The organism is Bacillus luti, assembly GCF_001884105.1.
GTDB classification, from domain to species: domain Bacteria; phylum Bacillota; class Bacilli; order Bacillales; family Bacillaceae_G; genus Bacillus_A; species Bacillus_A luti.
In genome coordinates, this window is record NZ_MACI01000026.1 from 1 (window position 1) to 16,264 (window position 16,264).

Annotated in this window: 13 protein-coding genes and 1 pseudogene; 6 read left to right on the top strand and 8 right to left on the bottom strand. The window is 34.1% G+C overall.

The features are described from left to right. The first annotated feature begins 312 nt into the window (after window positions 1-312). A complete protein-coding gene (locus tag BAQ48_RS06895; protein WP_071710505.1) occupies window positions 313-1,647 on the top strand; it encodes an FAD-binding oxidoreductase in 1,335 nt (444 codons plus the stop codon). A gap of 31 nt (window positions 1,648-1,678) precedes the next feature. Here BAQ48_RS06895 and BAQ48_RS06900 read toward each other — a convergent pair whose 3' ends face one another. Together BAQ48_RS06900 and BAQ48_RS28540 are read right to left on the bottom strand one after the other, a co-directional pair. Beyond that, the gene (locus BAQ48_RS06900; RefSeq protein WP_415783964.1) at window positions 1,679-2,629 is read right to left on the bottom strand and encodes a methyl-accepting chemotaxis protein; all 951 of its coding nucleotides are present in this window, start codon (window positions 2,627-2,629) and stop codon (window positions 1,679-1,681) included. Beyond that, window positions 2,621-2,971, bottom strand: a pseudogene (locus tag BAQ48_RS28540) (HAMP domain-containing protein); the annotation flags it as partial. The pseudogene BAQ48_RS28540 and the gene BAQ48_RS06900, both read right to left, overlap by 9 nt. A 202-nt stretch (window positions 2,972-3,173) precedes the next feature. Between BAQ48_RS28540 and BAQ48_RS06905 the strand changes: the two are divergent. The 4 genes from BAQ48_RS06905 (at window position 3,174) to BAQ48_RS06925 (ending at window position 7,491) form a co-directional block, all read left to right on the top strand. Further along, window positions 3,174-4,898, top strand: a complete 1,725-nt coding sequence (locus BAQ48_RS06905) for a methyl-accepting chemotaxis protein (RefSeq protein WP_071710507.1) — start codon at window positions 3,174-3,176, stop codon at window positions 4,896-4,898. A 170-nt stretch (window positions 4,899-5,068) separates the two neighbouring features. Continuing rightward, window positions 5,069-5,791, top strand: a complete 723-nt coding sequence (locus BAQ48_RS06915) for an amino acid ABC transporter ATP-binding protein (protein ID WP_071710508.1) — start codon at window positions 5,069-5,071, stop codon at window positions 5,789-5,791. A 119-nt stretch (window positions 5,792-5,910) separates the two neighbouring features. Next, on the top strand, window positions 5,911-6,705 hold the full coding sequence (locus BAQ48_RS06920; protein WP_071710509.1) for an ABC transporter substrate-binding protein: 795 nt from the start codon (window positions 5,911-5,913) through the stop codon (window positions 6,703-6,705). Between the two features lie 93 nt (window positions 6,706-6,798). Next, complete coding sequence (locus tag BAQ48_RS06925) at window positions 6,799-7,491, top strand: amino acid ABC transporter permease (RefSeq protein ID WP_071710510.1); 693 nt, start codon at window positions 6,799-6,801, stop codon at window positions 7,489-7,491. A 53-nt stretch (window positions 7,492-7,544) separates the two neighbouring features. On the opposite strand, the gene desB is transcribed toward BAQ48_RS06925, so the two are convergent. Continuing rightward, on the bottom strand, window positions 7,545-8,630 hold the full coding sequence (gene desB, locus BAQ48_RS06930; protein ID WP_071710511.1) for a Delta(10) desaturase DesB: 1,086 nt from the start codon (window positions 8,628-8,630) through the stop codon (window positions 7,545-7,547). Between the two features lie 578 nt (window positions 8,631-9,208). On the opposite strand from desB, the gene BAQ48_RS06935 reads away from it, so the two are divergent. Continuing rightward, a complete protein-coding gene (locus BAQ48_RS06935) occupies window positions 9,209-10,735 on the top strand; it encodes an FAD-dependent oxidoreductase (RefSeq protein ID WP_071710512.1) in 1,527 nt (508 codons plus the stop codon). A 93-nt stretch (window positions 10,736-10,828) separates the two neighbouring features. Here BAQ48_RS06935 and BAQ48_RS06940 read toward each other — a convergent pair whose 3' ends face one another. The 5 genes from BAQ48_RS06940 to BAQ48_RS06960 form a co-directional block, all read right to left on the bottom strand. Then, window positions 10,829-11,611: a nucleotidyltransferase domain-containing protein gene (locus BAQ48_RS06940; protein ID WP_071710513.1), complete on the bottom strand. Its 783-nt coding sequence runs from the start codon at window positions 11,609-11,611 to the stop codon at window positions 10,829-10,831. Window positions 11,612-11,723: 112 nt separating this feature from the next. Next, window positions 11,724-12,833 (bottom strand): PRK06851 family protein, encoded by a 1,110-nt coding sequence (locus BAQ48_RS06945; protein WP_071710514.1) that lies wholly within the window; start codon window positions 12,831-12,833, stop codon window positions 11,724-11,726. Window positions 12,834-12,937: 104 nt separating this feature from the next. Beyond that, window positions 12,938-13,318, bottom strand: coding sequence for a hypothetical protein (locus BAQ48_RS06950; protein WP_071710515.1), 381 nt, complete (start codon window positions 13,316-13,318; stop codon window positions 12,938-12,940). Between the two features lie 229 nt (window positions 13,319-13,547). Further along, complete coding sequence (locus tag BAQ48_RS06955; RefSeq protein ID WP_071710516.1) at window positions 13,548-14,774, bottom strand: ATP-binding protein; 1,227 nt, start codon at window positions 14,772-14,774, stop codon at window positions 13,548-13,550. 146 nt (window positions 14,775-14,920) lie between these two features. Next, window positions 14,921-16,186, bottom strand: coding sequence for an S-adenosylmethionine decarboxylase related protein (locus tag BAQ48_RS06960; protein WP_071710517.1), 1,266 nt, complete (start codon window positions 16,184-16,186; stop codon window positions 14,921-14,923). Window positions 16,187-16,264: the final 78 nt, after the last annotated feature.

Genomic DNA, 16,264 nt, shown 5'->3' on the forward strand with positions numbered 1-16,264 from the left:
GCGACCTATTCTTTCAAATAGTGTGCCAAGATATTCCAATGTTACTATTCTATAAAAAAAATGACAATTTATCTACTATATTGTTTTATTTCACATAATAATTTTCAAAAAAACTTTTAATAAACCACCATACATCTTACTTCTAAAATTTAAAATAGCACTGTTCCTTCATAGTCTAAAGCTATGCTACATGTACATTATTACTCTATCTCTTTTATATTACACTTAACATACAATTCAAACACCCTTAAATATTTTTTCCATATATATATTATAGTACGAACAATCTTATATAAAAAAAGGAGCTATACTATGAAGCAGACAAAATTAACAGGTCGTATCGTTGTTCCTTCAGATCCTGACTATGACGTAGCCCGAATGAATTTAAATTTAAGTATTCCAAAACTCCCTTGTATTATTGTTTTTTGCCAAAATAAAAATGATGTGTGTAATGCCTTAAAATGGGCACGCGAACGTCATGTACCATTTCGCTTAAGAAGCGGACGTCATAGCTATGAAAATTTTTCTCTTTTAAATAGAGGACTTATTATTGACGTGAGTGAAATGCATCGCATTACTGTTAATACAGATAAATTAACAGCAACAATTGAAGCTGGTGCAAACCTTGGCACTGTTTATAAAGAGCTTTGGAATTACAGTGTGACAATACCAGCTGGTACAAGCGCAAGCGTTGGAATTGTTGGATTAGCACTTGGCGGTGGCATCGGTATGCTTTCACGCTTATTTGGATTAACATGTGACCAATTAATAGAAGTTGAAATGGTACAAGCATGTGGTAAATTTGGAGCAAAAATCATTCGTGCAAGCGAACATGAAAACCATAATTTGTTTTGGGCATGCCGCGGTGGTGGTGGTGGAAACTTCGGAATTATTACTTCTTTAACTTTTCGAGTACACCCTATAAAAAATGTATCAATCTTCTCCATCACATGGGAATGGGAAGATTTTATTGCTGCATTTCAAGCTTGGCAAAACTGGGCGCCTTATACAGACGAGCGTCTGACTTCATCAATTGAGTTATTCACAAAGCAACAAAACAAAATTGAAGCACAAGGTGAGTTTGTTGGCTCTCCCTCTGAACTCCATTCCTTATTATCTCCTCTTCTTGAAACTGGTACCCCCTCTCTCTTTATAGATGAAGTTCCTTATATAAAGGCTGTTGAATTTTTTAACAGTGGTAACATCCCTGAAAACTTCAAGCGCTCCGGTTCCTACGTATATAAACCTATTCCTCTTAAAGGAATTGAAATCATGCAATATTTTCTTTCTCATGCACCAAATAAAGATGCGAGTATTTGGCACCAATCACTTGTGGGTGCTGTTGAAAATATTCCGCCTACTGAAACAGCTTATTTCCATCGTAAAGCAATTATTGCTCAAGAATACATTACCTCTTGGAAATGTGATGATGAAGAAAATCGAAATATACGCTGGGTTAAAGATTTACGAGAAAGCTTAGATCCTTATACACTAGGTGACTATGTCAATTGGCCCGATATCGACATTAAAAATTGGCAAACTAGTTATTATGGCCCTAACTTTCAAAGATTGCGTAAAGTGAAAACCATATATGACCCTTGCAATGTTTTTCGTTTTCAACAAAGTATCCCACCCTTTCATACGTAAAAAAGGAAGAACAAAATACTGTTCTTCCTTTTCACATTGAAAATCGTTCAATTGTTTGTTTCAAGTCTGTTGCTTGCTTCTCTAAATCCTTTAACAATTGATCGATTACTACCATATTTTTAGATTGTTGCAGTGTCACACGTGCTACTTCTTGCGAACCTGCCGATGTTTCTTCAGCAATTGCTGCTACAGCCTTCGTCTGCGCTCCTGTTTGATGAATGTGACTCACTTGTTCGTTCATATAGCCACTAATTTGCTTGGTTGCATCTGCAACTTCCATAATACTTGATGACATTTCTTTTAAAATTAATTCGGTAGCCGCCCCGCGTTTCGCCTCTTCTTTAGCTGTTTTCACTTGCTCTGTCATTTTCAATGCGACTTGTTGCACTTCCTCTTGCATATTCCGCAATAACTGCGATATATTTCTTGCAGAATGATCGCTTTCATCAGCAAGTTTACGTACTTCTTCAGCTACAACTGCAAAGCCCCTTCCATGCTCTCCAGCACGAGCTGCCTCGATAGAAGCATTCAGTGCTAATAAATTCGTTTGACTAGCAATCTCACTCACAACAGAAACAATATGTTCTACTTGTTTCATTCGTTCTTCTAATTTTTGTACATTTTGCATCGAATCTTCGTTTTCTTTTGCCAATGTTTGAATACCTTGAATTAAAGAAGTAAAGACACGTGTACTTTGCCCTAAAGCTTGAACCATTTCTAAAGACAACTCATCAGACTGTTTTGCTTTTTCTTCTACTTCACTAGCAATAGAAGTTGTTGTATCAACAGCAGACACAATTGCCTGAATTGAAGCTGCTGATTGCTCAGCGCCAGAAGAAATCTCTGCAAGAGTTTCAGAAACACCTCGAGCTTGTTTTGTCGCTTCCCCTGTTTGCTTTCTAATTTGCTGAACTTGATTATTTGTATACGAAAATGTAGTATCAATATTTTTTACCATACCCCTTAAGTTCCCTAGCATCATATTAAATGCAACACTTAAAGATTTAATCTCATCATCTGTTTTTGGCAACGGGACATCTTCACGAATATCCCCATCAGCCGCCTTCCTTGCAGCCTCCTCTAATTTTCGAAGTGGTTTAATTAAAAAGATTGCTGCTCCATACGCTAAAATTCCAGACCATACTACACCTAATAACATAACGATAATATTATAAACAGTTTGACTTACATAACTTTGAAAATAATCGTATATCACGTAAATAAAAAATATACTTGTTGAATATGTAATAAAAGCTAAAACTGTAGTAAATAGCATAAGTTGTGTACGTAAGCCAAAGGAAAAAGTTTTCTTCTCCTTTTCCATTTCTCATTCCTCCTCATAAGTAATATACATACTATCTATATATCATTATCCATATTTTCCTTATAGAAAGATATATAGATTTTTTATTTTTTGTTTACATATTAATTACATTATTTTTTCTGTATATAAAACTAAAATAATGTATACTTCTATTTGGATGCCATTATATATTCAACTAAATAATTTAAGGTTAGGTGATTCTATGTTAAAAATTTCAAATCGCTTAAACGTTATAAACAGATTAATATTGTTAGTAGCAGTACCGATTCTTTCCATATTAATTATTAGCGTTGTAAATTATATAAATTTACAACAAATGCATAAACAACTTCAAACAGTTTATGTGGATCGTCTACTACCTATTAAATGGCTAGGTTCTATTGAGAGTAGCATGTACCAAGAGTTTAGTTATGTAAAGGAACTCATTATTACTGAAGATGAAAATCGACGTACTACAATTTTAAATAAATTAAATGAAACAAATAAAGAAACCGGAAAATTACAAGCCCAATACGAAAATACATACATAACAGGCGAAGAAAAAAAACTCCTCAACCAATATAAAGAAAAACTAGAAAACTATGAAAAGCATCGTGCTCAAATGCTTGATCTCATTAAAGAGAATAAACTTAATCAGGCGTATTCGTTTTACCTAACTACAGTTGAACCTAATTTATCGGCTACAGTAGACGCTTTAAAAAAACTTAGTGATTATAACGAAAAGTTAGCTGAAAGTTTGTATAACGACAGCGAACATTCTTATAAACAAGTGATAAGCGTAACAATTATTTTATTCATTGCATGTTTAGTTCTTTGCATTCTTATCTCCTTATTTACTGCTAAATCTATTATCAATCCAATCAATTCATTACGGAACATAATGAATACAGCTGGAAAGGGCGATTTAACCGTTGCTGTACCAAAACAATATCATCATGAATTCGGTCATATGTTTAATAGTTTTGATCAAATGATATTAAATTTGCAGCAAATTATTAACAATGTGATTCAAACAAGTGCAAAAGTAAAAGACTCTACAAACCACATTGTTGACACAACAACCGTTTCCTCTTCCACTATGGATACCATTGCAAATACAATGAAACAACTGTCTTACCATATTAATGATCAGTCAGCAAACATTAAAGATAGTTCTACAGCAATGGATGAAATAGCAAATGGAGTGCAAAGCATTGCTGAATCTTCTACAACGATTTCAAACTTAGCTATTTCTACTTCCGATAAAGCAACTATAGGGAATGAAACCATTGAAAAGTCCATTTCGCAAATGACAACTATCCACACTGTCATGGATGAAATATATACAGTAGTAGATCAATTAATTGTTCGCACACAAGAAATTGATAGCGCACTGCAAACTATAACCTATATTTCTGAACAAACAAATCTATTATCTTTAAACGCTGCAATTGAGTCCGCTCGCGCTGGAGAACATGGAAAAGGATTTGCAGTTGTAGCAGAAGAGGTTCGTAAGCTTGCTGAACAATCAAAACAAGCAGCTAAAGATATTACAAAATTAAACTTACTCGTACAAGATGATTCAAAAAATGTAGTCAACGTGATGGGGAAAGGACAAAAAGAAATTCAAGAAGGAATTCATGCCATTCAAAATACAAAGTTAACATTCCATGATATTGTAGATCACATTACTGAAGTTACAAATCAAATACAGGATATAACAGCAAGTGCAGAAGAAATGTCTGCAAGCTCTGAAGAAATAAATAGCGCTCTTATTAATATTTCTTCTATTTCGCAAAATATAGTTTCAGAAACTGAGTATACATCCAATTCTTCACAAACCCAATCTATATCAATACAAGAAATTACAAATATGTCTCTTCAAATGCAAAAACTTGTTGAAGAATTAGAAACATTTGCATCTCAATTTAAAATTAAAAATTTATAAGTAAGTGAGAAACCACCTAAATTAGGTGGTTTCTCTATTTAAATTATACATTAAGATTTCCTTATGTAATAACTGAACCATGAAAAAAATAAAGGATTCTGACAATTCATGACTAATAACAGAAATAAGGGGCAACATTTGTAAAATATATTTTTGACTGGGGGTTTTGTATGATTCAAGTTCGAAATCTAATAAAATCATTTGGCTCACTGGATGTTTTAAAAGGAATTGATTTAGAAGTAAAAGAAAAAGAAGTTGTTGTTTTAATTGGCGCCAGTGGTTCTGGAAAAAGTACATTACTTCGCTGTCTTAATTTTTTAGAAATGTACGATGAAGGTGAAATTCACTTACAAGGTGAGCGAATTGATCCAAAGCATTCAAATTTAAACAAAGTACGTGAAAATGTCGGTATGGTTTTTCAGCACTTTAACCTCTTTCCTCATATGACCTCACTAGAAAACATCATAGAAGCACCTATTCACGTAAAAAAATTGGAAGCAGCAAATGCAAAGGAAATCGGAAATCAGCTTTTGCAAAAGGTTGGCCTACAAGATAAGGCGGATGTAACTCCTCACCTCCTTTCAGGCGGCCAAAAACAACGTATTGCGATTGCAAGGGCTCTTGCTATGAATCCTAAAATTATGCTATTTGATGAACCTACCTCAGCTTTAGACCCTGAACTTGTTGGAGAAGTATTGCAAGTTATGAAAGAACTTGCCGAAGAAGGAATGACGATGGTTATTGTTACACATGAAATGAATTTTGCAAGAGATGTAGCTGATCGCGTCATCTTTATGGATGATGGGAAAATTGTAGAGGATGCTCCGCCTGAGCAATTCTTCTCAGCTCCATCACATGAAAGAGCCAAACAATTTTTACGTAACGTTTTATAATGTAACTTCTATTTCAAACGTAAAGAAATACATTCATACGGCGTACAAATAATTGTCCAAATAAAGCATCTCAATAACATTTAAAACCATCCGTATGATCAATATTTAGGAGGGGTTTTATGAAAAGAAAATTATTAACCATTGTTGCGAGCATTACATTATGTACATCCTTCATACTAGGGGCCTGTAGTAAGGACAGCGCCACTACTTCATCAAGCGGTGAAAAAGAATTTCGTTATGCTATGAGTGGCTTATACAAGCCTTTTAATTATAAAGAAAATGATGGGAAACTTGCCGGATTTGATGTGGAAATCGGTGCGGCGCTTGCTAAAAAAATGAATATGAAACCCGTTCCTATTACAAATCCATGGGAAACACTAATTCAAGGTCTCCAGGCAAAGAAATATGATGTAATACTAGGCAGTATGGCCATTACAGAAGAACGCTTAAAAGCTGTTAATTTCTCAGACCCTTATTATCGCTCTGGTGCCCAAATCTTTGTAACGAAAAAGAATACATCCATTTCTTCTCCAGAAGACTTAAAAGATAAAAAAATTGGTGTTGTAAAAGCTAGTACCTTTAAAGATCTTGTCGCAAAATATACAGATAAAATTACAGAATACGATAGTGATATTACTGCTCTTATGGACTTAGAACCTGGGCGTGTTGATGCGGTAATTACCGATCAAATGGTCGGCCTACGTATGATAAAAGAAGGGAAATCTAATATTAAAGAAGCTGGAAAACCATTAAATCTTGATGAGATGGGAATTGCTATTCGCAAAGATGATAAAGAAATGGTTGAAAAAGTAAATAAGGCTTTAGATGAAATTATTAAAGATGGTACGTATGAAAAGATCAGTAAAAAATGGTTCGGTCGTAACATTCTTGGAGAAGAAGCAAAAACGAAGTAGATTAGCTCTTCAAAGTTTTCATAAATTGTGCCCCACCTTGCACGTGGGGCATTTCATTCCCGACTAAAATCCATACAATATGAGGTGATACACATGTATGAAATTTTTATCTCTACCTATCCTACACTCTTAAAGGCTACTGTTATCACATTACAATTAACATTAACCTCCCTAGTACTCGGTTCATTAATCGGATTACTATTCGCTTTCTTTCGAATCTCTAACAATAAAATTCTAAATAGCATTGCTCATGTATATATCGCCATTATTCGTGGTACACCTTTAATTGTTCAAATCGCAATTCTCTATTTCGGTATTACATCTGTTATTGTTTTCACCCCTTTTTGGGCAGGAGCAATTGCTTTAGCAATCCATAACGGTGCATATATTACTGAAATTTTCCGTGGATCCATTCAATCCGTCGACCGGGGACAATTGGAAGCTGCTCGCTCTTTAGGTATGCCTTATCCTTTAGCTATGCGCCGAATTATATTACCACAAGCATTTCGTCTATCTCTTCCTCCTCTTGGTAATCAATTTATTATCGGATTGAAAGATTCTTCACTCGTTGCTTACGTAGGACTATCCGAATTATGGGGATCAGGTTTATCAATTGCTGCAGGTAACTTCCAACAATTAGATACATATGTAATCGTTGGTTTGTACTATCTCGTACTTGTTCTTCTATTTACTTACTTTGTTAATCTTTTAGAGAAACGACTACAAAGAAAAGAAACAAATTCAGTCCAAGTTAGTGCAAAGAACAAAAAAGAAGTTTCTTTATAAGAAAAAGCAAGCCTGAGATGGCTTGCTTTTTCACTGCAAAAATATATCAACTTTTACTGATTTACTTTTTTAATACTCTCTTTTTCCTCTATATGATCCTCACGATATGAAATATTATGAGGGTCTAATCCATTTCCTAAAGAGCCATAGAAATGCTCTCTATGCGGATCAACTAATTCACTTCCTTGATAATACACACGTGGTGTATTCCATAGTGCTGCCAAAGCTTTTGTCATCGGCATTTCGTGATAGCGTTCCGGCCACATTTCTTTAATTTTCTCTTTTACTAACGGATAGTATTTAGAGCTCATAGCAGGGAACAGATGATGTTCTGTATGATATGAGAAATTGAAATGTAAAACGTCTACCCAGCGCGGCACTGTTACTGATAAACAGTTTGCTAACGGATCATTTACTGGAACAATTGGATTTAAGCGATGATTCGTTGCAATATATGCCATTACAATAAAGTTAGCAATTAACAGCGGAATCACATATGCAAATAACCATTTTGCTGGTCCCATAATAAACAATAAACTAATCCAAACAGTCCAAGGCAAAAGAAGTTGAAGCCATACAGATTTTTGATTGGATGACTTAAATTCTTTTATAAAATGAAAGAACATTCGAGTCGAATGCAATGTAAATTGAATTGTTAGTGACAGAAAACTAAAGAATGAACGTACATGTAGAGGCATGCGATATACCCAACTCAAAAACTTACTCTTTTTAAGCTTCTCAAGCGTTGGCCATGCATCAGGATCATTCTCTTCATGCTGTGTATGAACATGATGCGTTGCGTTATGCCACTTTCTCCAAAGTTTTGGTCCAGTTGATAACGGCATAAATGCAATCGCACCTAAGAAATCACGAAGCCATGCCTTTCTTACAACTGTTCCATGTAAAATTTCATGCCCTAAAAATCCAAGTGAAGCAAAACATAATCCGAGAACAATCGCAATTCCTAGATTTGCCCACACATTCAATTCAAATACACCAATCGTTATTAATCCCGACAATGCCACAAGTAAATAAGCCAGTCCACCAAATAAACGAGTAGGAACTGGTTTAAATGCTTTTTTCGGCAAATGTGGTGATACACGCGCTGCATACCACCCAAACGTATGAAGCTCCTTCATCCTTTTGCCCCTTTCTGTTGCCGCGCCTTGCGCAACTTACATATATCAATTCTTGCTTCCAGATTGATTTTACTAGATGATCAAAAAAGCATCTATTATAAGGAAAATATACTCACTCTATCGTCACTTATTTTTCGCTTTTATTATCAATGAAAAACATTTCTCTTTTTACTCTCTATCAACCTTTCCACATGATGAATCATAACAATAGAATTTCTATATTGTCAACAACTTTTATGACCTAGTAATAAAAGTTGGTTATATTTTTATAATTATACTTTATTCCACTAAAGAAAAAGCATAGATTTTATAAGGTTTTATCCAATATATAACCAAATAAATTTCAGTAACAAAGACTCTATCTTATTCAATAATTCACTGTATAGTTAAGAACTAATATCCTCTGAATTTAGTTTTCCATAAATACCTCCCCGTCATACCACCCTGAAAATAATTATATTGAAATAATTTTATCTTTTTTGTTAATAAAATAGAATCCTACTAAAACAACACACATGAATTCCATATAATATGGAAATATTAAAAGGAAAATTGTTCTAAATCAGGAGGTTTCCATAATGACAAGTGATACATTCCCACAATTACCGTTATCTTATTGGGTTGAATCTACTCAGTTTCCTACTTTCCCCCATTTATCCGAAAATATAAAAACGAAAGTTGCTGTTATCGGTGCTGGTATTACAGGTATAACCACTGCCTATTTACTAGCGAAAGAAGGCATCGATGTTGTGTTAATTGATTCCGGTCTTATTTTAAACGGAACTACTGGGCATACAACGGCGAAAGTAACAGCGCAACATGATCTTATTTATGCTGAATTAATAAATCATTTCGGTCTGGAAAAGGCCGGACTTTACTATGAATCAAATAATCACGCTCTACAATTCATAAATGAAATCGTACAAACATATAAAATCGACTGTAATTTCTCAAATGAAGATTCATATTTATATACAACTACTGATAATGGATTAAGAAATTTATCGAAAGAATATGAAGCCTATCAAAAACTAAATATTCCTTGTGACTATGTTCAATCTCTGTCGATCCCAATTTCAGTACAATCTGCACTTGTAATGAAAAATCAGGCGCAATTCCATCCCCTCCTTTATTTGAAAACACTTTTAGAAAAGTTTGTGGAGATGGGTGGCAAAGTTTATGAACAAACAACAGCTATGGATGTGGAGAAAGGAGATTCTCCACAAGTCATTACAAAAGCTGGTCATCGTATTACTTGCGAATATGTTGTCTCTTGTTCACATTTTCCTTTTTATGATGCTAGTAGCTTTTTCTTTACCCGAATGTATGCAGAACGCTCCTATGCTCTTGCAATAAAAGCAAAAACGGATTATCCAGGTGGCATGTATTTAAGTATCGATGATCCAAAACGCTCCTTACGCTATATAACAAACAATGGAGAAAAATTAATTTTGATTGGTGGAGAGAGTCATAAAACAGGGCAAGGAATAAATACAATGCTTCATTATGAAGCACTCTATTCTTTTGCTGAAGCAACTTTTGGAGTAGATGAAGTTCCCTATCGATGGTCAGCACAAGATTTGATTACTCTGGACAAGCTCCCTTACATCGGGCATATTAACGAACGGAATCCAAATATATTTGTTGCAACCGGGTATCGGAAATGGGGAATGACAACTGGAACTGCTGCCGCTCATTTACTCAAGGACTCCATTCTAAAAGTCCACAGTCCATATAAAGAGCTGTTTGCACCATCACGCTTTCATGCAACCCCAGATATAAAAACATTCCTCTCTCAGAACATTGATGTCGCTAAACATTTAATTGAAGGAAAAATTGAAACCGCATTACGTACACCAGAAGATCTTGAGGTTGGAGAAGGATCTGTTGTACATGTCAATGGTAAACGAGCAGGTGCCTATAAAGATAAAGAAGGAAAATTACATATCGTCGATACGACTTGTACACACCTTGGCTGCGAAGTTGAATGGAATAACGGGGATTGTACTTGGGATTGTCCTTGCCATGGTTCTCGTTTTTCAATTGACGGGGATGTTATGGAAGGCCCAGCAGATCAACCATTAAAACGAGTTGATAACGAATAAAACATACAATATGATTTATTCGTTATCATTTGTAGACCTTATCGTAGCTATATGTATTTTCTTAATTCCTACAAACGAAAAAAGAGCACAAACTTACTTGTGCTCTTTTTTGTATACTTCAAACAACATATCTCGAAATACTGTATTCAAAATTTCAATATCAATCCCTAATCCCTTTTCAATTCCTTTTACGTATTGCTGATAGTAATGAATTTGTTCTTCTAAAAATTGATTCAGCACCTTAATTTTCAATCCAACATCTAATTCAGTACCTGCTTTTTTCTTTATTAACAACTGTTCAATTTCATCTAATACGCTACGTTCTAATGATAATTCTGTAATCAACCGATCAAATTCTACAGGTGGCAAAGTCGCTTTCTCTTCTAACCATTTACAAGCTAAAATAGGACGTAATACATAAAAGTACTTTTTCAACTTTACATTCTCACCTTGCAAAAATTCACGATAATTTTTCGACGCCATATGTAAGTAATGATATATCGTTGCTTTTGGATCAAAACCCTTTTCACTCATTTGCTGCAGCTTCTCTGGAAAATTAGAGTTTTTCGAATAAAAAATTGGTGATCGGATCCACTCGAGTAAAGCTGGATTCGACTTTGCAAATAGTTGCAACGCCTTTTTAATATCCCAACCACTTATATCTAAATCATCACTAATCGGATATTCAATTACATCACGCTTATCATGAATCGATAAATACCATTCTACAGGGTGTATATAAACAAACCTAACATCATAATCACTGTCTTTCGATGGAAATCCCCAAGCTCGACTCCCTGATTCCACTGCAAATAAGATTTTCACATCATTCTCTTTTTCAATTCTTTCTAATTCCAATTCTATTTTCTCTCTCATTTCATATCCTCCCCATTTTTTGATCATTTCCCTGGAAATTCGACAAGTATACGGCCATTTTACTACATACTAAAATAGCTGTCAGAATTTTTCTGACAGCTTAACAAAACGCTTATTTTTTCTTTTCAATTACAATAGCCGCAATACGTTCAAACTCTTTTTGAATCTCCTCTTTATATGCATCAACTTTTGAAAAATCCATAGCAGCAATATAAATTCGTTCTAACTTATCACGAACTGATTTTGCTTTCGCTAAGAAAGACATTGCTTCATTCATTTTTGTTTTATATTGAATGGACACATCACGAATTTCTGTCGCATATTTCTCATCCGTTCCTGGAGCAACAATGAGATCATACATATCAATAATCTCATCACCTCCGCGACTTGGAAAATATTCATGTGGTGCAGTACTATCAAAAATTGCAAACCCTAATTCTCTTACGATAACCATATCAAGACTATTTGGATCAAATCCACAATGGTACACTTCAACATCAAACCCTTTTTCCTCCGCTACCTTAGCTAACTTTTTGAGCATTGTTGATTTTCCAGAACCCGGGCGTCCTTTTATAAAATAACGTTGTGGTAATCCTTCTGTTAAATTAGGAACAAAATCAACTGCTCCTTTTGGTGTTGCAGCTCCTAAAAAACGATGCTTCACAGTCGATTGTTTTCCGCCTTCATTCGTAAATAACTTCTGAATCAGCTCATCTGTTAGTTCATTTGCTTTATTAAAATCAATATTATTAATATATATTTTCTCCCACTCATCATGTATAACTAGTGCTTCTTTAAAACATGCGTAAGCTGATTGAAAAGCCTTACTTGCTTCTGAAACAAATCGTTCAATTTCTAGCTTCTGCTTTCTTAATTTATCTGAGTCCCAAGCCACTCCTAAATTTATATATTCTTCGACGACTCCTGGCATCTTTGGCTCAATAACATGCGGCGATGTCCCATCAACAATTCCTACTTTTAACTGTGGGATAATCACACCATCAACTGACTTATTATCAGAAGAACAATGTAAAAGTTCAATATCATAGCCTTTTTCAACCCATTCACGACCTATTGCCTTTATTAAAGAAGATTTCCCCGTTCCTGGACCACCCTTTAAAATAAATAACCTATCTAGCCCTTTTAAATTCTCTTCGTATAAATTATGAAATCCTCTAGCTGTATTTCCACCAGCATAATAATTCAATACATTCCCTGTCACTGCACTCACTCCTTCGCAGCATTCTATTTACATAAGCTACAATATGCGAGCAACTTTATTTGGGTGAGTACCTATTTTGTATTACACAAAAAAAGCAAAGGTCATTACTGACCTTTGCTTCTATATTTTTTATTTAAATTAAGAAAAAATTGTCCTACCTTAGGACGTACCCAAGCTAAATAATCCTTTTCTTTCTTCTTTGTACAAGCTATCTCTTCCCCATCTACCATTCCGACAAGTTCTAGCTCTAACAGTTGTCTCGTGAATGCTAGCATATTTATGTCTTCAGCCGGATACTCTTCTTTCAATTTCTCCTCAATTTCTCCCAATAAAAAACCGTCACGCATCATTGCTAGTGCATCAATCCAAAGTGGCGGCATTTCATATTTTTCTCCTGTAATTGTATCTTTTACAATATAATTCTTTTGTTCTTTTCGAAATTGAATCGTGTGCAAACATACAGTCGAATTTAATGTTAATTCCATCATACCACCCCTTTCATAATATCTGCATAGAAAAAAGGATGCGCGTGCACCCCTTCTTATCTTTTCATAACACCACTAAACCGTTACATGAGCAATCCATCTCATGTCGATATTTTCCTCCATTATAAACGAAGTATTTTATAAAAAAAACCCTTCTTGAAACATTTTATAAAATGTTTATATTTACACAACAAGAACACTTTTCTGAAAAATCCTTTCTCCAAACACGTTAAATTGTCGGTAAAGAAATTTCTACTTTCGTTCCTACTCCCATACTACTTTGAATTGCGATACTCCCTTGATGTTCCTTAATAATTTTATATGTAATCATTAATCCAAGTCCTGTACCATTCTCCTTTGTTGTGTAAAAAGCTTTGCCGATTTTCTCTAACTTCTCTTTCGCTATACCAAATCCTTGATCTTCAATAGAAATACACAAATATCCTTTCGCTTTTTGATATACACGGATATGAATGTCTCCACCTTCTGGCATTGATTCTATTCCATTTTTCATGATATTTAATAACACCTGTTTTAATTGTTTATCATCACCGTTTATAGCCGGTAAATTCCCCTCTACTTGCAAATGAAATTTCACTCTATATTGCGTTGCATAACTTTCCATTAACTGCACAACATATAGAAGGATTTCTCGTATATTACACCATTCATAATTTGTTGGTTTCGGTTTTCCTAATAGCATCAACTCACTAACAAATCCGTTAATCCTTTCAATCTCTTGTAACATAATGTCGTAGCTCATCGTATCTGCAGGATTTCTTTCTTTTTGCATTTGCGTAAACCCTTTTAAAGCTGTTAATGGATTTCGAATTTCATGCGCAATTGTTGTAGACATAGTCCCAATTACAGCTAAATTTTCCGCCTCTTTCATATTGTTCATCATTTCAACCACTGTACTTACATAAGATTGAAATCGTTTTAATAAAGAATGTGAAATAATAAAAAAGAATGAACATAAAACAAGCGGAATCACAACTTTAATATCTTGTAATATCAAAGTGAAAAATACATATTTTCCAATTACACTAAAGGAAACTAAATAAAAATATTTTCTATTCACAAATATCGGTGCAAATAAAATTAAAAATATTTCAACCATATTTCCATTTTCAAACACACGATCGCTGTTTAAATAAATCATTAAATTATTAGTCAGATCAATGAACATATACCCAATTAAAAACAAATATTTCACAAAATATACGTAACTTTTTTTTTGAAGATAGATCGAAATAGGAAATAAAGATACTACTAATATATACACACCTATTCCCATACCACCTTCTGGCCATCCTATCCTCGCTTCATTAATGTTCATAGCCGGATACACAAAGTAATATATAACGTCATATAAAAAAAATATAATATAAAATAATAATAAAAATACTTTTAAAGCTTCTCTTTCTTCATAAATCAAGCTTTTAATTTTATTCATATAAATACTCCTCGTGATCAATGCAAAAATAACATTGTACATGCTAGCCCCTTAAATTATACGTATGAAATTGCTTTCAGGGCAATATATAACCTTATAATAGTAAAAAGGAAGGGATTTTCCTCCTTCCTTTTTACTATTATAACTTATATCCACCTTACCCTATCATGTAGCAGTCCATCCGTAAAATTATTATGCCCTATTATAAAATTCTTCATATATAAATTTAAATATTCACCGTACTTACTTTCTGTATTTAATAATAACTCTTCGACATAATAAGCACCTTGTCCAAATTGATCCAAAAGTAAGCTGCACAAGCCTGCATAAATTCCGCATCCTACTTGAAAGTAAGTTGCATTCGTTTTATATTTATGAAAAACTTGGCTACTATTCATCACGTTATACATATATGTTTCGCTATTTTCATAAACGAGTAACACACCGACTAGATCCTCTCCCGCAACCTCTTCTTCCGCTGGATTAAATACTTTACGATTCCAGTTCCATAAATCTTCTACTTTATCTAAGTTCTGTCTAATTACATTTGTTGTATACTCATTAATTCGGTACAGAAAACCGACTTCCATGTTGAAGTTTTTTCCTAAAATTAATACTTCCTCATGCGGCATTAAACAACCATAAAATTCTTTTTCTCCTAACTTCACTTTATACTCTGAAGCATATACATCCTCATAAAAGTAAAGAGGACGATGATGGCTCATATACATCGGATAGCTCCAAATCGCTTCGTCTAGAAATCGCTCTACCGCCCATGAAGCATAGAGTGTATGCGGCTTTATAAGCGCTGTATCATTCAAAAACGACGTATCGTGTTCTATAATATAGCATGCTCGTGGCTTTTCATTTGGCTTTTCTTTCATGAGTTCAACAACCATCCATTGAACAACCCCGGGATTCATACCTGAACCTATAATCGCTTTTGTATTTGTGAATTTTTCTTTCTCCTTCTCAAACCTCGTATATCTTTCCGTAAGCTGAAAACCGAGTAAACTATCGTCTTGATCTACTGCCTCATTTTCCAAAGCTGAATTAATGTAACAAATTCCAAGTTCATTACAACAACTCAGTACCCTAATCGTATCTGCACCTGAAACATCAATAACAACACCTGTTCTTTTTTCTTTTAAATGTTGTTTAAATTTGACTACATCTTGAAGATTTATTTCATATAAAAACAATTGCTCTTTCAAATTTGGAAACAACTCATCATAATAACTTTTATCTTTTTGTTTTATATCAACTAAATGAAATTTAACATTCTTTATCGATTCATAAATTGGATCTTTTTCATTTGCTATCGCCTGATTTAAAATTGCTAAAACTGCCTTTGCTGCTCCACCAGCACTACCAAGTAATGTAATCGATAACGAATTTGGAAACTGCTCCACAAACAAAACCCCTTTAATAAAGTAGTTGAGCAGCACTTCCTCAAAAAGTGGATTGAATACAACAAAAGGTAGCTCGTA